Genomic DNA, 18,491 nt, shown 5'->3' with positions numbered 1-18,491 from the left:
TACTATCGTTGTCCAGCAAATTGTTCCGTGTGATTACACGGCTCGGTAGTTCAGTTGGTTAGAACGCTAGCCTGTCACGCTAGAGGTCGACGGTTCGAACCCGTTCCGAGTCGCCAGTTTGCTGCTATGGCTCAGTTGGCAGAGCACGTCCTTGGTAAGGACGAGGTCACGCGTTCGAATCGCGTTAGCAGCTCCAAATAAAACCGCTTAGTTTATACTAAGTGGTTTTTTTGTTATTTACTCATATTTTTAAATTGTTGATAATTTAGCATAAATAAGAGTCCCCCGCTAAGAATTAATTTCTCTTAGCGGGGGAACTTTTTGATTAACTATTTTTAATTAAGATTAATGCTTCCGAAGAATACATCGGCACCCACTTACATTCCAATTTTACCTTTTGCGTTTCACTTGAGCACAACTTGTCCAGTGTTCTACCTGTGCCAGGTGAGGAAAGATACTGCAGGCTCCATGTTAACTCTGCAGGATCAATTAGTTCCTAGTTATATAACATTACTTGCTTTCGTAAAATTTATTGACAAATAAAGGCAAAATGGTAAAATATTGACAAGAGGCGATAATATGGAACTAAAATATAATTACAATGAGCGTGATTACCTTGACTTTTGCTTGATTGTGGCCAAACAAGAAAATAAAAAAACTCTAACTATAGCAGCATCACTTCTTGCTGTGCTTTTTATCATGATTTTAGTCTCTACTCATTCGCCGATAAAGATTGCAGTTATTTATGCTCTTATTTTTATTTTTGTAATCTTTATCAATTCGAAATTAGAAAATTACATTATTACAAAGCAAGCACAAGCAAAAATTAATAGGCTCGGACATGATTTTTTCACAACTGATAAAACTCTTTGTTTGTCTAACAAAGAAATCATTTCAACATCCAGCATTTCAGTTTCTAAAATTAGTTTTAAAAATATTGCTTACATCCATAAAGACACTAAATTTGCACACATTGAAATAACAGGCGGCAGTGAAATATTCATTCCTTTAAACACACCGGAATTGTCCGAATTCTTAATCGCCTTAAATGATAAATGTCATAAGGATTAGAAAAGCAGGAGAGGCGTAACATCTCTCCTGCTTTTATTATCATTACGTTGGTTGCTATGGAATGCTTTGCGCGATCAAGCAAACTATTGTTTGCAGATTCTGCAATCTTACAACTATTTGCAACGAGGACTTTTTTAATCCTCTAATTGAATTTTCTAACGAATCTAACCGTGAAATGATTCGCTCTGCATATGCTGGACTGCCACCTGCTTTTTATTTTCTTGTGTTTTTTATTAAGATTAAAAAAATCCCACCGGATGAATCGTATGGTCACGCTTTGGGTCAAACCCCGATAGTTGTGGGTCTTGCAGCAATACAGCGGGACGTACTGCATTTGTTCCAAATCGTTTTTTCAGGCCATCCATAGCAATATCTAATTGTTCCATGCGCAGTTGCTCTTTTCCTGCTCCAAACAAATCCAATTGCAGAGGTGTGGAGTCACTTACTAAATCCGAAATGCTAATCCCAAGGCTGCGAACAGACTGCTGCCAATGGTAATGTTTTAAAAACAACTCCAACCCCTCTTGTGCGATTTCTGCCGTACTGTTGGTATAGTGGTTCATCGTGTGCTGGCGAACAAAGCTATCTAGCTGATTGTCTCGCACACTTACGCTAACGGTTCTCCCTTTATAGCCATGCTCACGCAAACGGCGGGCAACGCTGTCTGCCAATACATACAGGATGATTTTCACATCCTCATTATCTACAAGGTCGCGGGGGGTTGTAGTACTATTGCCAATGCTTTTTACTTCTTCATGGTCAACATAGCGGGCTACGGGTGTGTTGTCAAAGCCATTTGCAAAGACATACAGCACACTCCCCCATTTGCCAAACCAACCTTTGAGCGTCTTTTCCGGCGTTAGAGCCAAGTCCCCTATAGTATGCTTGCAATAAGATTGCAGCTTTCTCTGCGTGGCTCTGCCAACATACAATAAATCCCCTACCGGAAGCGGCCAAACAATCTCTTTAAAATTACCGCGGTGTATTTCGGTAACGGCATTTGGCTTTTTATAATCTGACCCCAGCTTTGCAAAGATTTTATTATAAGAAACGCCAATACTTACGGTGATTCCCAGCTCTTTTTGAATACGCACCCGAATTTCTTCTGCAAGCTGCACCCCATTTACTCCCTGAGCGGTTACATCAAGCCAGCACTCATCCAAGCCGAATGGCTCCACCTGATTGCTGTAATCCAAATAAATTTGGTGGCAAAGCTTCGAAAACCGCTTATACAGCTCAAATCTTGGCGGAACAATCACTAAATCGGGACACTTCTGCCGTGCCTGCCATAGGGCTTCTCCCGTTTTAATTCCATATTTTTTTGCCTGTTCATTTTTAGCTAGAATAATCCCATGGCGCTCTTCTACATTCCCTCCTACTGCCACTGGTTTTTCTTGAATTTCAGGTCGATGCAAGCACTCAACACTTGCATAAAAGCTATTACAGTCGGAATGTAGTATCATTCGTTCCAAAAGCCCACCACCAAACATATATTCTCTTTTCAATATTATAGAACATATGTTTTAAAATTTCAAGAGGAAATAATAACTTGATTTATCCTTTACTTAGAAAATAAAGCATCTACAACCCTACACTAAGACACCAGACTTTTAATTGTGATACAATAAAAAGGGTGATGCAAATGAAAACATACAAAACATCTGAAATCGCACGGAATATTGGAATCCACCCGAATACGGTGCGCCTATATGAAGAGCTGAATTTAATCGCCAAACCCGAACGGAGAGCAAATGGGTACCGCGTGTATACTGAGCTACACATGGAGCAATTCCGATTTGCAAGAATGGCATTAAAAGTGGAAGTGATGCAAAACGGGATTCGAAAACAAGCGGTACAGCTAATAAAAATACTTGCGTCACAAGATTATGACCAAGCTATCTCCCTCGCAAAACAATTGATACAACAACTGAAAAGCGAGCAAAAAAATGCAGAGGAAGCCATTGCGATTACCCAAAGCATACTAAATGTGGATTTACCGAATAACTCTCCCCTCCTATTAACAAGGAAAAAAACCGCCGAGCTCCTTCAAATATCAATAGACACATTAAGAAATTGGGAGATGAACGGCCTGCTGACCGTAAAACGCAAGCAAAATGGCTACCGTGTTTACACCGAGGCAGATATTCGGCGCCTAAAAATGATACGCTCTTTGCGCTGTGCAAACTATTCTCTTGCCTCTATTTTGCGTATGCTCAACGCGTTATCGAGTGATTCTGAAGTAAATATAAGAGATATCATTAACAACCCAAACGAAAATGAAGACATTGTTTCGGTATGCGATAAGCTGCTAACCTCGTTACAACATGCTGAAATCAACGCAGAAGAAATGCTGGCTCATATTTACCAAATGAAAAAACAGTTTACATCAATCCCTACACTTTAACACCAGAGTTTTCTCTGGTGTTATTCTTGTTTTAAGATAAAAACAGGAGGGACAAATACACATGGAAACGGTAATTGAGGTTAAAAATCTAAGCAAATCCTTTGAACATATTCACGCCGTTAAAGATGTGAATATTTCTGTTGGGCGCGCCGAGGTATTTGGACTGCTTGGCGCAAATGGAGCCGGCAAAAGCACAACCATAGAGTGTGTGCTGGGAACAAAAAAGCCAGACACAGGAAGCATCTCTATTTTAGGCATGAACCCACAGCACGACCGCAAAAACCTCTTTGAAAAGGTGGGGGTACAATTTCAAGAAACCAACTACCCAGAGAAAATTCGGGTTGCGGAGTTATGCGAAGTTACGACATCACTCTACAAAAAAGCATTAGGATATGAATCTCTGTTAAAAGAATTTGGCCTTTGGGAGAAACGAAAAAGCTACGTAAGTGAGCTTTCTGGCGGACTAAAGCAGCGGTTGTTCATAGTCCTCGCATTAATACCTGACCCAGAGGTTGTCTTTTTAGACGAATTAACCACTGGGCTAGATGCAAGAGCCAGAAGAGATGTGTGGAAAACACTTTCCGAGCTAAAGAAAAAGGGAATCACCATCTTTTTAACCTCTCACTTTATGGATGAAATAGAAGCTCTCTGCGATAAAATACTGATTTTAAAACAGGGAGAAACCATCTTTTATGGTACGGTACCGCAAGCGATGGAGGAAAGCGCCTGCGAAAAATTGGAAGATGCGTACCTTTGGTATACCGACGAGGAGGAAACGAAAAATGAAAGCATTTAAGACCATTCTTATAACCGAGTGCAAGCTCTCGTTGCGCGGAATCGATATGTTTATCTTTGCTATTTGTATGCCGGTGGTTGTCATTCTTCTTTTGGGAGCGATATTTGGCAGCAAAGCGGCTTTCGACGGTGCCCCATACAGCTTTCTGGAGCAATCCTTTGGAGCGGTAGCCACCATTGCCATTTGCGCCGGAGGCGTGATGGGGCTGCCCTTAGTCATCTCTGACTACCGCAGCAAGAAAATATTAAAAAGATACCAAACTACCCCAACCAGCCCCGCTCTATTATTAGCCGTGCAGGTCGTTATTTACGCATTTTATTCCCTTGCCTCTCTCGCGCTCATCTACATGACTGGTGCATTATTTTTTGGTTACAAGCTTCGAGGCTCTTGGCTCCAATTTTTAGCGGCTTACCTGCTTGTGATGCTGTCTATTTTCAGTATTGGTCTTCTTGTTGGCGGGCTTGCCCCCAACACAAAGGTAGCCGGTATTGCGGCTAGTCTTCTCTATTTTCCCATGCTACTATTTTCAGGCGCGACTTTGCCCTATGAAGTAATGCCGCCAGTTCTGCAAAAAGCTGCGGATTTATTGCCACTTACTCAGGGTATTAAGCTATTAAAATCTTCCTCCCTTGGTTTGGCAAGCGAATCCATTCTCTTCCCCGCAATTATAATGATATGTTTGGCAGTAATTTGTACGGGGATCTCCATTCGTTTCTTCCGGTGGGAATAAAAGTCCACCTATAATTACAAAAACACAAGGGTGCCTAAAGAAGCACCCTTTTATTTTATATTAGAGGAATTTATAGCAAGGTTTGAAGTATCTTTTCGGAGGGTCTGGCAATCACCGTAGTGGAGAGGAGAAGCTCTATCTCTGCAGTTGCCGCCGCGACCGCAGTTTTTACAGCCTCTACGTCTCCCGTAAGGAGCACTACCCCCTTACCTCCAATGGCATACCCTATTTTCACTTCGATTAAAGTGACGTTGGCGGCTTTTGCAGCAATATCTGCCGCACGAATACCGGAAGTTACGGAGTAAAATTCCATTACCCCAATTGCCTTTAAAGACTCCACAGGGTTTGTAAGACCAATTGCCGGAATCAATTGGGAGTGGATATTGGGAATGAGGAGACTATCTACATAATACTCCCCTGCGGCCTGCATCCCCTTTTTCATAGAGGTCTCAACGTCGCTTGTGCTGCCGCCAATAATTACAATATATTTGCCGGGGCAAACTGTGGAAGCCTTTACCAATTGTGCATTGCTCACTTTAAGTATTTGATCGCTAACGTCTATTCCACGGGCAATACTGGAAAGCTCAATTACACCAACTGCTTCTCTCATTGCTCTCAAGCCTCCCTAATACGGCGAATCACTGCGCCGTCTGCATTAATCTCAGTTACAACTCCGCTGATACTTGCGTGAATATTGGCAGAAAGCCCTTCCGCAGCCGCTGCCAGCAAATCACCTTTCAGCACGGCCTCCCCCGCCTTTACCACAGGTAAAGCGGGCTTGCCAATATGCTGGTGGAACGAAATATGCACCTGCTGCGGGAAAAGCTCCGTGCAGTCATCCTCCGCATGCTGGTGATAATAGTCAGAAAGCCCAAGACGAGCTACCAAACGGTCGGTAGGTACTTTTCCATACAAAGCACCTTCCCTCGCCTTGGGGGAAAGATTACGCGGAACCTGCATCCCCTGTTCACGCAGTCTGCCCTTTAAGTAAGAATTCACCTTTCGGGGAGAAAGCCCCATGGGGCACGAAAACATTTCGCACACACCACAGTCGCAGCAATTAGCCGCCATACCAAACACCTTTTGGTACTCGTTCGCATCGGAGATGAGATCCTCTCGAAACAAATTACGCATCATAAGGTGTGGCTGTATTTGGTGCCCAATTAAATAGCGAGGACACAAGCTGGTGCACATTTGGCACTGCACACAGGCACTTTTGGCTTGCAGCTTCATTCGTGTGAGTGGAAGCGCTGCTCTTCTCGCCAGATAATGATTCTTTGGCAAAACGATGATATTGCCAGTGGTTTTGGTGATAGTTATACGATCTATTTCAGAGGAGTCTGCTACCACCTTCCCCATCATAGGACCGCCAACAATGACAACATATTCCGAAAGCTTAGGCTTTGCGCTATCGATGCACTCCCGTACCGGCGTTCCAATCGGAACCTTACGCATCACAGGACGTTCGACTTCACCAACAACGGATAAGTACTTCTCGGTGACAGGAATTCCTTGCAGGGCATCATAAACACTGAGCAAAGTGCCTACATTGTCTACCACAACTCCAACATCAAGCGGGATACCACGCTCCGGCACCGAAGAACCGCACACCTGCTGAACCAAGACCTGCTCATCCCCCGCGGGATAAAAGGACGGCATTTCGAACAGCTCAATTTGCTCACCAGATTCTGCAATCGCCTTTTTGAGAGCTGCAATCTCTCTGGTATATTTCTTCTTGAGGGCAATTACGGCTCTTTTGGCACCAACATGGGAAGCTACCGCATGGACTGCCTGAACAATTTGAATTGGAAAAGTACGCATGAAATACTTGTCGGTTTCAATCAGTGGCTCGCATTCCGCTCCATTTACAATAAAGCACTCTGCTTTTGCCGCCAGCTTCACATGGGTGGGGAATCCGGCTCCTCCTGCCCCAACAACGCCTGCGGCTTTCACCGCTTCTATTAAATCCATACCGTCACCATCCTAAATACGGCCATTACTTCCGGTCGCTATATTCGCCTTACCACATCATTCACCTGAAAAAACAGACTCTATGTATTTCTAGAGTACATTTGTGTTGATTTCTTTATCGTCGATAATACCTACCACGGTTGCGTCTACTGGAATATCGGAACGCCCTAGCGCCGTGCGTGCGGAGCTTCCGCTAACAATCAAAACGGTTTCGCCAATTCCCGCTCCAATGCTGTCTACCGCTACGATGGGAGTACCGGGCTTTTCTCCCTCCAGTAAATTGAGTGGGCAAACCACCAAGAATTTGAGTCCCCGCAGGCTTTCTTCCTTACGAGTTGACCAGATATTTCCGATCACTTTTCCTACCAGCATAAAAAGCTCCTCCACTCCCATTGAGGGGGTTATTTTTGTATACAATTCATAGCGATTCCTGTTGGAGTAACCAAAAATGGGTTTGCCGGCTTATAAGTAGGAATACCGGTCTCCTTTTCAAATATGGATTCAATTCCCGCCAAACAGCAGGTTCCTCCACAAAGATAGATGGCACTCACGGAGTCTTTGCTTACATATTTCATTACGATAGAAGCCATCTTCTCAATAACTGCTTTTACAACCGGGAAAATTTCTGTGTGTCGTGAAGAATCGAGCTTAATGGCCTCTGCCTCTGCAATGGGTATTTGATAGCTTCCCGCCAGTACAAGCGTTACATGTGTGCCGCCGGTAGGCTCATCTTCAATTTGAACTACCTTGCCGTCTTTTAATATGGCAAGACCCGTAGTTCCTCCACCAATATCAACCACCACGCCCTCGGAAACACAGTAAATGGTATTGGCGGCGGTTGGTTCATCAAGAACATGAATTACCTGCATTCCTGCGCTCTCAGCTACATAGATGTGTGTTTTCAGGCTGCTGTCGGTTCCGGCAGGCATGGCAATCGCACATTCCTCCAATTGCTGACCTAACCGCTCCTCCAGTTTTTCTTTGAGCTCCCTTACTATACGGCAAGCACCTACGTAATCTACAACTACACCGTCACGCAGCACACTTGCCGCTCGCTTTTCACATGCCACCGGGTTATTTTCCGCATCTAGCACAACAAGTACAATATACGCCGTGCCAAGATCCAACCCAACCTTCAGCTTGCCAGGGCATGGCTCAAAGGTTTCTTTTTCTGAGCGCTCTACCTGCGCAATATATTCATTGATTCGTTCCAATTCCAACAAGTACGCCGCCTCCGTTTCTTTTAATACTCCTTAGCGGATATGAAATGCGTCTGACATAACACAGCGGCGCTTTCTGCAGAAGGAGCGTGCGGTTGTTAGACCCTCTCCGGTTGGCCCTGCAATGGTAAAGGTCGTACAACCTTCCCCGCCAACGCCAATTCCGGCATAGGATGGTGCATTCTTTACAAAGATGGTGGTTTGCAGAAGCTTTGCCATTTTGGTAAGCTTATCTACATTCTTAGAGTGCATGATGGCAGTATGGCGATTGCCTCTCTCCGCTACTAATGCAATTTCAATTGCCTCATCTACATCCTTTGCCCGAACAATGGGGAGAATCGGCATCATCAGTTCTTCCATTACGAAGTGATGGTCTTTCTTCGTCTCCATAATAATCACGCGTGCGTTCTCGCAACCGCTGATACCAAGCTTATTTAAAATATAGGGGGCGCTTTTCCCTACAAACTCTACCTTAGGGCCGCCCTTTTCATTCGTAACCATTTGCAGCAATCGGTTAATTGTGCTCTCCTCTTTGATTTCGCAAGCACTGGCATTTTTCATGTGCCAGATCAAACTATCTGCAATACTATCAACTACGATGACCTCTTTTTCAGCAATACAAGGGAGGTTATTATCGAAGCTGCAACCGTTAATGATGTCTTTGGCGGCTTTTTCGGCATCTGCAGTTTCATCTACAACTACGGGAGGATTGCCCGCGCCCGCACCGATTGCCTTCTTGCCGGTGGACATTACCATTTTCACGATGCCCGGGCCTCCGGTAGCAACTAAAACCCGAACTTTGGGATGCTGAATCATCAGGTTGGTGTTTTCAACGGAGGGCTCGCGTACGGTTACAATCAAATTTGCAGGAGCACCCGCTTCTTGCAGTGCCTGATTCAAAGCAGTTACCAGCACATGAGTTACATTTTTTGCTCTGGGGTGAGGGCTGAATACCACGGTATTTCCTCCCGCAAGCATTGCGATGGAATTGCAAATAATGGTTTCGGTTGGGTTTGTTGCAGGTGTGACTGCGCCAATCACGCCAAAGGGGCAATATTCTACGAGCGTTAAGCCCTTGTCTCCTGTAATTGCCTCGGTTACAAGGTCTTCCGTACCCGGGGATTTTTCTGCCGCTACACGGTTTTTAATGAGTTTATGTTCATAGTTACCCATTCCAGTTTCTTCCACTGCCAAACGAGAAATCTTTTCGAGCATTTCTGGCACTAGCACCGTTTTGCGAATGGTATCTACATATTTTTGGCGATCCTCCATGGAAGAAAACAACAATTTTCTTTGTGCTTCTTCACTGGCGTTTACCGCGTCATCCATAGAATTAAAAATCCCGCAGTTACCGCAGCTACTCTTTTGTTCGCAGCCCTCAGCAGCTCCACTCTTCATTTCTTCCAATACCAACCGAGTAACCTGTTCAATTAACTTATCATCTAATGTCATAGCTTTCAGCTCCTTAAAATAAAAGAAATTGAATTTATTGAAAAACTCTTACGTTTCAAATAAACCAATATTGTTTTCAAATTAGCGACATTTGCGAACTAACACATAATCGTTATTTTTTAATCCGCACGCATTTGCTTCGTCGGTATCAACATGTATCTCCAGAGCAAATTGATCTGAAACACGAACCAACACATTTCCCAATACACAGCGCCTTTCGCCGCAGGTTTCTACCTCAACGATTTCTTTATCACAAATTCCCATACGCTCCGCAATTTCTGGAGTAGCATGAATATGGCGCAGTGCTACAATGGCACCGCAAGGCAGCTCCAGTGTTCCAACTGGGCCGCAAAGTTGTAGGCCGGGCGTATTCTCCAGCTGACCCGATTCTCGAATAGGTGCTTTTACCCCCAAACGAAAACTGTCTGAAAGAGAAATTTCTACCTGACTGTTACTGCGAACCGGCCCCAGAATACGAACATTTTCAAAGCTGCCTTTTGGCCCGCGAATGGTAACCGTCTCTTTGGCGGCGAATTGGCCGGGCTGGCCAAGGTCTTTGATGGGGGTAAGCTGATAACCGGGACCGTATAATACTTCTAAATCTGCCTGACTAACATGGATGTGGCGGTTCGATACTCCAACCGGAACCATATAGTTTTGCATTTCATGCAGCCGCTCCACAACAAGCTTTGCAATGGTTTCTACCGTTTGATCTATGTGCTTCAACCCTTGCACACCTCCCTATTTTCGATTTTGGCCCGCCGCTAATGTGCGGTCGGGCCGTTTCGTCCTTGCCGTAGGTTACGGCAATATTTTCTCTGTGTCTGAATGTGGTCTCGGAATTACATGGCGGGAAACAACCTCTCCCACAGCGGTTGCCGCTGCTACACCGGCATCTACGGATGCCTTTACCGCGCCTACGTCTCCGCGCACCATAACGGTTACCAAACCAGAGCCGATTTTCTCGTACCCGATTAATACAACATTCGCTGCTTTTACCATGGCATCGGCAGCTTCAATTGCTCCAACAAGTCCTTTCGTTTCAATCATACCTAATGCTTCGTTTGACATATTGCTTTCCTCCTACAAATAAGGTCTTTTTTCAAAACGGATTAATTATGCAAATAGTCCGTTGACTAGAAACATGCTAATAAAAATAGTAAAGGCTGGTGGGTCAATGTGAGTATCACAATGGCTATTAAAGGTTTTGGCCAGTGTGTCTCCCAATACAGTGCAGAAAATTGCCACGAGAACACCAATCCACACATTCCCGCTCATTACCGCTGCGGATGCCGCCGGTAAGGTAATATGGTGAGTTGCAGGTGCGGCAAATCCCGTTTGAACAAAGATAAGGCTGACGGCACTCAGACCAAAGCAGGCAATTGGGAACATTGCCATCGCCTCTTTGGAAGCACCTGAAGACAAGAGTGAAACTGCGACACCGCTAACGGCCACACCAATTCCTAATCCAAGCAAAATGTTATACACAAGCGGGCTACCTGTAGGCACCCAGGCTCTTTTCTCTTCTCCTTCGTATTTACCAAATAGTCCGGTGCTGCCAAATACCAAGCGTGTAATAATTGCGAGGGTAATTACCGTGATGGCAGGCAAATCGGTTTTTAGGTGCAGAATATCTCCATATAAAAACTTAATGAGATAACCCATTACACCAAACATACCGCCTACACAAATCACTGCGGAATTACCGGTACCATTTAGGGAATACAAAATATCTGCTCCATTGGGAATGAGCTTTTTTTTACCGGCAAAGGCTGCCGCAGCAACACCACCGGCAAACGCAATATGCGGCCCCAGCATAGAGCCAAATGTGATACTGCCGATGGACAATTCGGCGATTCCTGCCATTCCCATTAACCCACCAACAACTGCAAACACGCCTGTTAAAATAAATACCGGCAGTGCCCCTAGAATTGCACCCAAAACTCCGCCGCCAAAAGCCGCCACTAACGCAAATAAATCCATACCCTTCAACCCTTCCTTTTTTGACTAACGAAACATACCACTAATACAATTCACCGCTTTATTTTGCAAGGCTTCCTTTTTGTCGGTTTCTTCCCACCGGAAGCCTTGATTCTCCCGACCAAAATGGCCGTATACCGCTGTTTTTAAAAACTGAGGTCGACGAAGCTCCAGTTGTTCCAGAATGCTGGAAACCGAGAACGAAAACTCTTCTTTTACAATACGATTTAGATCAACTAGAGGAATACGCTGTGTACCAAAGGGATTCACCGTTACTGCTTCCGGCTCAGGCAGACCAATGGCATATGCCAAAGAGACCTCACAGCGCTCCGCTAAGCCCGCCGCCACAATATTCTTTGCCACATAGCGAGCCATGTACGCCGCAGAACGGTCTACCTTTGTAGGGTCTTTCCCTGAAAATGCACCTCCGCCATGCCGCCCGGTACCGCCGTAGGTATCTACCATGATTTTTCTTCCCGTAAGGCCTACATCCGCCGCCGGACCTCCGGTAACAAAGCGCCCTGTTGGGTTAATATGTATTTTGGTATGGTAGCTAAGGAGGCTGGAATCAATTGCCGCATGAATTACTTCATTTAAAATAGCGTCTTGCAGGTACTCGTATCCAATTACCTCATCGTGTTGGGCAGAAACAACGATACTGGTAATTTCGAGCGGCCTACCATCCTGAGAATACCGCATTGTGATTTGGGATTTCCCATCCGGATACAGCCAAGGCAAAAGCTCCTGGTGCCTTACATCCGCCAGCCGTTTGGTCAGCTTATGTGCCAGCTCTGCCGTAAGCGGCATACACGAGGGTGTTTCATTACACGCGTAGCCGTACATAATGCCCTGATCACCAGCTCCAAGGCAGCTACCGGTGCCAACCGGTTGGTTTTCTCCGTCTACCCCTCTGGCAATATCTTTTGACTGGGTATTTAAATTGGTAATCACCATGCAAGTGCGGTAATCCATCCCTTTTTTCACTTCGGTATAGCCTACGCTCTGTAAAACTCTGCGAGCTACATCTTCTGCATTGACTTTTTCACAGGAGGTTACTTCTCCGGCAATCATCACTACACCGGGGGATACCATCGTTTCTACCGCTACTCTGGCATGCGGGTCTTTTGTTAGGTAAGCATCCAAAATCGCATCCGAAATTTGGTCGCATACCTTATCGGGATGCCCCTCTGTAACGGATTCGGAAGTCACTAAATAATCACACATCGTTATCACCTGCCCTTGAGAGCTACCGCTCAGAGGTTGCTCCGGCGGCTTTCTTATATTGGTACACCGTTTTATTTTCGTACTTTTTAAATACCTTGCTAAAATAACCGCTTTCGTTATACCCCAGCCGGAATGCAACGTCTGCAATACTCAGGTCTGTGTATTGGAAGAACTCTTTCGCGAGCATCAGCTTTTTTAGATGCAGGTATTCCATCACACTTACATTCAGGCAGTTTTTGAAAATACGGCTGAGATACCCTTGGCTCACCGCACAGTTTTCAATGATCTGTGTTAGGCCAATTTCCTCCTGAATGTGTGCATTCATATACGCGAATACATTTTGCAGTAGTTCATACTTGCGAATACTCTCTTGCTGCAAAGCATAATCCAAAATCCGGAAGAGCCAAATTTCCATTCCTGCGGAAGAAACAAGGAACGCTTCGCTGAGCGGGAACAACTCTGCACAACTCACCGGCCTAGCTGAAATAAGCCCAACATGATTTAATATGTTTTGCCCAAGTTGTTCTGCGGCGGTAGTTACCTGCTCACGTTTTGTGCCACAGCTACGGAACAGCTCCTGCACAATCTCGGGAACCTGATAATACATTTGCTTAAAGTCTTTTTCTTTGAGAACTTTAAGAGCCATATTCCAGCAGATTAGCTCTGGCTGTGTATTATGGCTGTGCTTTTCAAGCAAAGTACGTATTGTTTCGCAAGATACCGGTTTGGAAATGTACTCCTTTACCTTTGCTCGCAGTGCTTCAATTGCAAAATCAAAATGGTTGTACGAAGACAATATGTAAATTGTGATTTCAGGGTTATTGGCGTAGATTCGTTTGCTGGCCTCAATTCCTGACATGCCTGGCATCATAATATCCATAAAAACAATGTCTGGCTTTTCCTTACGGCACAGCTCAACGGCGTCTTCCCCGTTGCTAGCGGAAAACGCAACCTCAAACCCGGATACCTTTTCAATCATGATCCGCAAAGCGTCCCGCATGAGCTGTTCATCATCTGCAATTAATATCTTATACATTTCAATTAGCCTTTTCATCAAAGTTTTTTGGATAACGAACCATACTGGTAGTTCCGACTCCATCCACACTTTTAATTACTGCATCGTACTCACTGCCAAAGGAGCTTATTAGCCTTTGACGCGAAAAAGCAATGCTTGCTTCAATGGAAGTTCCCTCGTAAGAACCTTTATACTGCTTAAACAGCTGAGCGATTTTTCTGTCGCTAAAGCCCGGGCCGTCATCTTCCATTTGGAATACGACATCGTCTCCTTGGTACTGTGCTGTGATTCGCAGTGTACCAGATTCTTTCTTCTGGCCTATGCCATAAAAAACGGCCCGCTCTACAAATGGGAGCAATATGCGGCTCGGGATTTTCTGCATGTTTAAATCTTCCGCTATGTTAAGAACATATTGCAGTTGGTCACCCATACGCTCCTTCTGAATTTTTAAATAACGCTCCAGATTTTCTATTTCTTCACTTACGAAAACGTTATCCCTTGTTTCAGAAAAATTAAACTTCATGAATTCTGCAAACAAATTGATGGCACGATTGGTACGCGGAGCATCTTCTATTACAGAAAGATTCGAAATCGCATTCAAACTCTTAAACAGAAAATAAGGATTCATCTGTGTTTTAAGTGCGGCAAGCTCGGCCTCTTTCTCTTTTTTCTGCTCGTTAAGTACTTCCAACTCTTTATCGAGATCTTCCTTTAGGACCAAGCGGGATAGTTCCTTTTCCGCAAGCTGATTGACAATTAAAGAAACCAAATTGGCTATGTGAAAGAACTTCTCATACGGGTAAATTGCAACAGAATGAAACAGAGCTTCCATTTTCGGGTCTTCTCTATAGTCGCGGTCGTGGTGAAGAACATTCTCTAATCGGCAAATGTCCTTTGGAGCATCCTCACAGCGAATTTGACCACCAATGAAACCGCCAAGATAATGCCCGCGAACAATAATTGGAATGGCAATTTCAATCAGCCCGCAAGGGCAAAAATAGACATAGGTTTTCTGCGTTACCGCTGCCTGAATCGCCCCGAAAGCATCTGACGACATACAGATTCGTTTCGCGTTTTCTTCTTTGCGAACATGCTGGCAAAATGGTGTAAATGAAGTCATTTCTGTAATAGGCTCACCCCGATAGTCTACCGTTACAAAGGCAAGGCCAGTTGCTTTCGCAATTTTATCTTGAATATTCTCTAAAACCTTGACGCCAAAGAGACGTGCGATACTGAAATTGCTCATGGAGCTATCTTCATCAGGAACCGCTTGGAAGCCGGGTTGAAGTTTTGGTTTATCTATATTTTCCATAGGTAACATCCCTTCCTTCAAGAATATAGTAATGAAGCTTTAGCTTCATTATATATACCCTTGTTTAATAAGGAAAGACTAATATATCGAATTTAATAATTTGACAACATCTTCCGGCTCGGTTCTTGTCGGATTTGACGACATGCACCAATCTTTTAATGTGTTTATTGCCAAAATAGGCATTGCCTCGTTATACTCTCTCCGAGAGATACCGCAGTCTCTAACAGTGCCGGGCATTTTCATTCGGAATTTAAAATCTTCAATACAGCGAACCAAATCCAACACTGCTTCTTCCTCATTTTTACTTACAGATGAAATGCCGGTATGACGAGCCAGCTTTGCATATTTACTGCGTACTTCCGGATTTTTACTGTTGTGCAACACCACATCCTTTAACACCAGGGCATTGGCTAACCCGTGAGGAATATGAAAAACACCACCCAATTGATGTGCCAGACTGTGCGAAAGCCCCAGTCCCGCTTTATCAAAGGCGATACCGGCAAAGGTTGAAGCCTCGTGCATTTGCCCTCTCGCCTGTAGATTGCCTCCCTTGCTGTAACAAGTAAAGAGAGAAGAACGTACGAATTCTACGGCCTTTTCAGCCATTGCATCCGAAAAAGGATTTGACCCTGTTGCCACGTAAGCCTCCAGTGCATGGGTTAATACGTCCATACCAGTGTTGGCGGTAATCTGCGGCGGTACGGAAAGTACTAGGCGGGCATCCAAAATCGCTTCATCTGGCATAATGCTTTCATCTACCACCATGTGCTTCCTTTTGGAATGCGTATCTGTAAGCACGGTAACAGAGGTTACTTCTGACCCGGTTCCGCTTGTAGTAGGTACTGCAATGAGCTTTACGGGAACATTGCCGGGCATTTGCCTTGAAAAATACAGCACGCCCTTTGCGGTATCGATGGCAGAACCACCGCCTAAAGCAACCATTACCTGTGGAGCAAAGCGCTGAAATTGTGCCAAAGCTTTTGCCACTATATCTAATGGTGGGTCGGGCACAACCTCATGAAATATTTTCACCTCGCAGGTGGAATCAATTGCTTCTAAAAGCGGATTGACACCCCCATTCTTCAATAAAAACCCATCACATACAATAAATATTTTTTGCTTTTTATATTCAGATAGAACCCGTAAAGAACCGATTCCGCTATGTATCTTTGTTTTTAAGTAGATGCTGTGCAAGGGTGTTCCTCCTGTTCTATCAACGAATCGAAAATGCGTTGGCTAATGTACACCTTCTTCTTCGGCAGAAATCACGAGCCGTAGTTGTTCCCTCACCGGTGGCGGTGGCGATGGTAAAGCTGGTGTCTCCTTCGCCATCAAATCCAATGCCAGCAAGTGCAGAGCTATTTTTTACAAACACCGCTGTTTGCAGCTTTTGAGCGGCGTAATTAAGGCGTTCAATCATCTGCGAATGAATGGTTGCCGTATGGCGCATCCCTTGTTCTATTTCGCAAGCAAACTCAACCGCCTGCTCAAAATCCTTTGCACGTACCAGCGGAACCAGAGGCATCCTCATTTCCTCTGTTACAAAGGGATGCTGGCGAACTGTATCTACGACAATCAGCTTTACGCTTTTATCGCATTGTAACCCTGCGGCAGAAAGAATTTCAGTAGCGTATTTTCCTTCCATGGCTTTATTGGGTGCCATTTCCGATGTTATGGTTGCAAGTGTAAGCTGCAACATTTCTTGCTCATCTTTGATACAACAAGCATGTTGCTTTTTTAGCTCTTGCAAAAACTTGTCTGCAACCGAATCTACAATTACAATGCTTTTTTCAGTAATACAGGTTAAGTTGTTATCAAATGAGCAACTAAAAACTAAATCACGCGCTGTGTTTTCTAGATTTGCCGTTTCATCAATAATGGCAACCGGGTTAGCGGGTCCCGCTCCAATTACCTTTTTTCCACAGGACATTGCCTGCCGTAGCATTCCCGCTCCACCAGTGGCAATCACCAAAGGAATATCCGGGTGACTCATTAATTCGCGGGTAACTGCCATAGAGGTTTCAGTAAGAGTGGAAACCAAATTATCGATTCCACAGGTGCGGCTAATGGTTTGGCTGATCCGCTCCGTTACATATTGAGATACAAGGAGCGCCCTTGGGTGAGGAACATGAATAACTGCATTGCCAGCCGCAAGAAGACCAATGGTATTACAAATCAGCGTTTCGCAGGGATTGGTACAAGGCTGCACTGCACAAGCCACTCCATAGGAAGAAAGCTCATACAACGTCATCCCGCAGTCTCCGGTTTTCACCTCTGTAATTAAATCTTCAGTTCCCGGAGTTTTTTCAAGTACAAGAAGAAGCTTTTTTTTCTTATCTTCTGCATTCCCCATTCCGGTTTCTTCTACTGTCATTTCTGCCAGTTTCTCAACGAGCGGCAATAAATCTGCTTTAACAGCATCAATAATTTGCTGGCGCTGGTTTAAGGTGAGCAGAGAATACTGCCGATATGCACTGGAAGCAACCGCAACCGCATCATCCACGGAGCAAAAAACTCCACTTCTCAGCGTTTCTTCACTTAAGTGCTCCTGATAAATTTGATTGACTAAGGCTTCTATCTGTTCTTTATTCATCTACTACCCTCCTCTGAATGCGGAAGATTATCATCCTGTTTTTTCTTGCTTTTTGATGGACGCCCCGGCGATTTTGCCGACCTGCCTTTTTTCGCGTGTGTTGTGACTTCTGGTTCAATAGCAGATTTTTTCTTCTCTACTGCCTGCTCTTGTAATTCTTCCTGCACTTCGTTAATTAAATGCCGGTTTTCTGTTCCTATCACATGTTCTATTGGGGGATTATCTTCCGTTGTTTGGCTTTTCTCAAGTTCTATCGGCGCAGCGTCGTTTTGAATTTCAAACTCCTGCTGCAAGTAAATATCATCTTTTTCTGGCGATTCGTGCTTCTCAATTTCTTCTATTCTTTCCGTTTCCGCCATTACCGCTATGGATTCCGATTGCAAATCTGGCTCTGACAAACTATGCGATGGCGAAGTCGGCTCTGGGTTTTCAGGAGGCGGTTCCTGCATAACTTTACAGAACACCTCACCAATGCTTTTTGCCGGCCTTGGAATCACTTTATAAGATACAAGCTGGCCATTTTGCTCTGCCACAGCTCTGCCTGTTTGCACCGAAGCCGTAACGGCGCCTACATCGCCACATATTTTAATCGTTATCCAACCAAAGCCTTTTGCTTTTTCAATGCCGATGAGACCCACATTTGCGGTTTTTACCATTGCATCCGCTACGGCGATTGCCCCGGCAAGCCCTTTGATTTCAACCAGACCCAATGCGTCGTTCATT

General features: G+C 44.7%; 19 protein-coding genes and 2 tRNA genes. 6 read left to right on the top strand and 15 right to left on the bottom strand.

Annotated features, from left to right (window positions below; genetic code table 11):
* Nucleotides 1-39 precede the first annotated feature (39 nt).
* From E7L17_RS03045 to E7L17_RS03035, 3 genes are all read left to right on the top strand, one after another.
* Nucleotides 40-116: transfer RNA gene (locus E7L17_RS03045), tRNA-Asp, on the top strand.
* Nucleotides 117-120: 4 nt separating this feature from the next.
* Nucleotides 121-196, top strand: a tRNA-Thr gene (locus E7L17_RS03040).
* A 383-nt stretch (nt 197-579) separates the two neighbouring features.
* The gene (locus tag E7L17_RS03035; protein ID WP_316321792.1) at nt 580-1,071 is read left to right on the top strand and encodes a hypothetical protein; all 492 of its coding nucleotides are present in this window, start codon (nt 580-582) and stop codon (nt 1,069-1,071) included.
* Between the two features lie 239 nt (nt 1,072-1,310).
* On the opposite strand, the gene dinB is transcribed toward E7L17_RS03035, so the two are convergent.
* Nucleotides 1,311-2,543: a DNA polymerase IV gene (dinB, locus tag E7L17_RS03030; RefSeq protein ID WP_316321791.1), complete on the bottom strand. Its 1,233-nt coding sequence runs from the start codon at nt 2,541-2,543 to the stop codon at nt 1,311-1,313.
* 170 nt (nt 2,544-2,713) lie between these two features.
* Between dinB and E7L17_RS03025 the strand changes: the two genes are divergently transcribed.
* The 3 genes from E7L17_RS03025 to E7L17_RS03015 all read left to right on the top strand — a co-directional run bounded on the left by E7L17_RS03025 (nt 2,714) and on the right by E7L17_RS03015 (nt 5,001).
* Nucleotides 2,714-3,475, top strand: a complete 762-nt coding sequence (locus E7L17_RS03025; RefSeq protein ID WP_316321790.1) for a MerR family transcriptional regulator — start codon at nt 2,714-2,716, stop codon at nt 3,473-3,475.
* Between the two features lie 61 nt (nt 3,476-3,536).
* Nucleotides 3,537-4,271, top strand: a complete 735-nt coding sequence (locus tag E7L17_RS03020) for an ABC transporter ATP-binding protein (protein ID WP_316321789.1) — start codon at nt 3,537-3,539, stop codon at nt 4,269-4,271.
* On the top strand, nt 4,258-5,001 hold the full coding sequence (locus E7L17_RS03015) for an ABC transporter permease (protein ID WP_316321788.1): 744 nt from the start codon (nt 4,258-4,260) through the stop codon (nt 4,999-5,001). Before E7L17_RS03020 ends, E7L17_RS03015 begins: the two co-directional genes overlap by 14 nt.
* A 70-nt stretch (nt 5,002-5,071) precedes the next feature.
* Here the strand turns inward: E7L17_RS03015 and E7L17_RS03010 are convergent, their stop codons facing one another.
* The 14 genes from E7L17_RS03010 to E7L17_RS02945 all read right to left on the bottom strand — a co-directional run bounded on the left by E7L17_RS03010 (nt 5,072) and on the right by E7L17_RS02945 (nt 18,490).
* Complete coding sequence (locus E7L17_RS03010; RefSeq protein ID WP_316321787.1) at nt 5,072-5,611, bottom strand: BMC domain-containing protein; 540 nt, start codon at nt 5,609-5,611, stop codon at nt 5,072-5,074.
* A gap of 5 nt (nt 5,612-5,616) precedes the next feature.
* A complete protein-coding gene (locus E7L17_RS03005) occupies nt 5,617-6,972 on the bottom strand; it encodes a 4Fe-4S dicluster domain-containing protein (RefSeq protein ID WP_316321786.1) in 1,356 nt (451 codons plus the stop codon).
* 90 nt (nt 6,973-7,062) lie between these two features.
* Nucleotides 7,063-7,344 carry a EutN/CcmL family microcompartment protein gene (locus E7L17_RS03000; RefSeq protein WP_085833542.1) on the bottom strand — a complete coding sequence of 94 codons (282 nt, stop codon included), beginning with the start codon at nt 7,342-7,344 and terminating at the stop codon, nt 7,063-7,065.
* 29 nt (nt 7,345-7,373) lie between these two features.
* Entirely contained in the window at nt 7,374-8,195 is an 822-nt protein-coding gene (gene eutJ, locus E7L17_RS02995) for an ethanolamine utilization protein EutJ (protein ID WP_316321785.1), read from the bottom strand.
* A gap of 30 nt (nt 8,196-8,225) precedes the next feature.
* Entirely contained in the window at nt 8,226-9,644 is a 1,419-nt protein-coding gene (locus E7L17_RS02990; RefSeq protein WP_316321784.1) for an aldehyde dehydrogenase family protein, read from the bottom strand.
* A gap of 81 nt (nt 9,645-9,725) precedes the next feature.
* Nucleotides 9,726-10,370, bottom strand: a complete 645-nt coding sequence (locus E7L17_RS02985; protein WP_316321783.1) for a phosphate propanoyltransferase — start codon at nt 10,368-10,370, stop codon at nt 9,726-9,728.
* A 75-nt stretch (nt 10,371-10,445) separates the two neighbouring features.
* Entirely contained in the window at nt 10,446-10,715 is a 270-nt protein-coding gene (locus tag E7L17_RS02980; protein ID WP_316321782.1) for a BMC domain-containing protein, read from the bottom strand.
* Nucleotides 10,716-10,760: 45 nt separating this feature from the next.
* Nucleotides 10,761-11,627: a hypothetical protein gene (locus E7L17_RS02975; protein ID WP_316321781.1), complete on the bottom strand. Its 867-nt coding sequence runs from the start codon at nt 11,625-11,627 to the stop codon at nt 10,761-10,763.
* A 24-nt stretch (nt 11,628-11,651) separates the two neighbouring features.
* Complete coding sequence (gene metK / locus E7L17_RS02970) at nt 11,652-12,848, bottom strand: methionine adenosyltransferase (protein WP_316321780.1); 1,197 nt, start codon at nt 12,846-12,848, stop codon at nt 11,652-11,654.
* Between the two features lie 22 nt (nt 12,849-12,870).
* Nucleotides 12,871-13,884 carry a response regulator gene (locus tag E7L17_RS02965; protein ID WP_316321779.1) on the bottom strand — a complete coding sequence of 338 codons (1,014 nt, stop codon included), beginning with the start codon at nt 13,882-13,884 and terminating at the stop codon, nt 12,871-12,873.
* 1 nt (nt 13,885) lies between these two features.
* The gene (locus tag E7L17_RS02960) at nt 13,886-15,175 is read right to left on the bottom strand and encodes a PocR ligand-binding domain-containing protein (protein WP_316321778.1); all 1,290 of its coding nucleotides are present in this window, start codon (nt 15,173-15,175) and stop codon (nt 13,886-13,888) included.
* A 78-nt stretch (nt 15,176-15,253) separates the two neighbouring features.
* Nucleotides 15,254-16,369 (bottom strand): 1-propanol dehydrogenase PduQ, encoded by a 1,116-nt coding sequence (locus tag E7L17_RS02955; protein ID WP_316321777.1) that lies wholly within the window; start codon nt 16,367-16,369, stop codon nt 15,254-15,256.
* A gap of 19 nt (nt 16,370-16,388) precedes the next feature.
* Entirely contained in the window at nt 16,389-17,768 is a 1,380-nt protein-coding gene (locus tag E7L17_RS02950) for an aldehyde dehydrogenase (RefSeq protein ID WP_316321776.1), read from the bottom strand.
* Nucleotides 17,765-18,490 carry a BMC domain-containing protein gene (locus E7L17_RS02945; RefSeq protein WP_316321775.1) on the bottom strand — a complete coding sequence of 242 codons (726 nt, stop codon included), beginning with the start codon at nt 18,488-18,490 and terminating at the stop codon, nt 17,765-17,767. Before E7L17_RS02945 ends, E7L17_RS02950 begins: the two co-directional genes overlap by 4 nt.
* Between the last annotated feature and the right edge of the window lies 1 nt (nt 18,491).

The sequence above is a fragment of the Clostridium sp. genome (genome assembly GCF_032576335.1).
Lineage (GTDB): Bacteria > Bacillota > Clostridia > Oscillospirales > Acutalibacteraceae > Faecalispora.
Note: the sequence above shows the minus strand (reverse complement) of the source record. Positions and strands in the feature narration are given on the sequence as shown.

What these genes read in the sequence shown, in the direction of transcription:
- E7L17_RS03035 (WP_316321792.1), top strand. Translation starts at nt 580, where the DNA reads ATGGAACTAAAATATAATTACAATGAGCGTGATTACCTTGACTTTTGC.
- E7L17_RS03025 (WP_316321790.1), top strand. Translation starts at nt 2,714, where the DNA reads ATGAAAACATACAAAACATCTGAAATCGCACGGAATATTGGAATCCAC.
- E7L17_RS03020 (WP_316321789.1), top strand. Translation starts at nt 3,537, where the DNA reads ATGGAAACGGTAATTGAGGTTAAAAATCTAAGCAAATCCTTTGAACAT.
- E7L17_RS03015 (WP_316321788.1), top strand. Translation starts at nt 4,258, where the DNA reads ATGAAAGCATTTAAGACCATTCTTATAACCGAGTGCAAGCTCTCGTTG.
- E7L17_RS03010 (WP_316321787.1), bottom strand. Translation starts at nt 5,611, where the DNA reads ATGAGAGAAGCAGTTGGTGTAATTGAGCTTTCCAGTATTGCCCGTGGA.
- E7L17_RS03005 (WP_316321786.1), bottom strand. Translation starts at nt 6,972, where the DNA reads ATGGATTTAATAGAAGCGGTGAAAGCCGCAGGCGTTGTTGGGGCAGGA.
- E7L17_RS03000 (WP_085833542.1), bottom strand. Translation starts at nt 7,344, where the DNA reads ATGCTGGTAGGAAAAGTGATCGGAAATATCTGGTCAACTCGTAAGGAA.
- E7L17_RS02990 (WP_316321784.1), bottom strand. Translation starts at nt 9,644, where the DNA reads ATGACATTAGATGATAAGTTAATTGAACAGGTTACTCGGTTGGTATTG.
- E7L17_RS02980 (WP_316321782.1), bottom strand. Translation starts at nt 10,715, where the DNA reads ATGTCAAACGAAGCATTAGGTATGATTGAAACGAAAGGACTTGTTGGA.
- E7L17_RS02975 (WP_316321781.1), bottom strand. Translation starts at nt 11,627, where the DNA reads ATGGATTTATTTGCGTTAGTGGCGGCTTTTGGCGGCGGAGTTTTGGGT.
- metK (WP_316321780.1), bottom strand. Translation starts at nt 12,848, where the DNA reads ATGTGTGATTATTTAGTGACTTCCGAATCCGTTACAGAGGGGCATCCC.
- E7L17_RS02965 (WP_316321779.1), bottom strand. Translation starts at nt 13,884, where the DNA reads ATGTATAAGATATTAATTGCAGATGATGAACAGCTCATGCGGGACGCT.
- E7L17_RS02960 (WP_316321778.1), bottom strand. Translation starts at nt 15,175, where the DNA reads ATGGAAAATATAGATAAACCAAAACTTCAACCCGGCTTCCAAGCGGTT.
- E7L17_RS02950 (WP_316321776.1), bottom strand. Translation starts at nt 17,768, where the DNA reads ATGAATAAAGAACAGATAGAAGCCTTAGTCAATCAAATTTATCAGGAG.
- E7L17_RS02945 (WP_316321775.1), bottom strand. Translation starts at nt 18,490, where the DNA reads ATGAACGACGCATTGGGTCTGGTTGAAATCAAAGGGCTTGCCGGGGCA.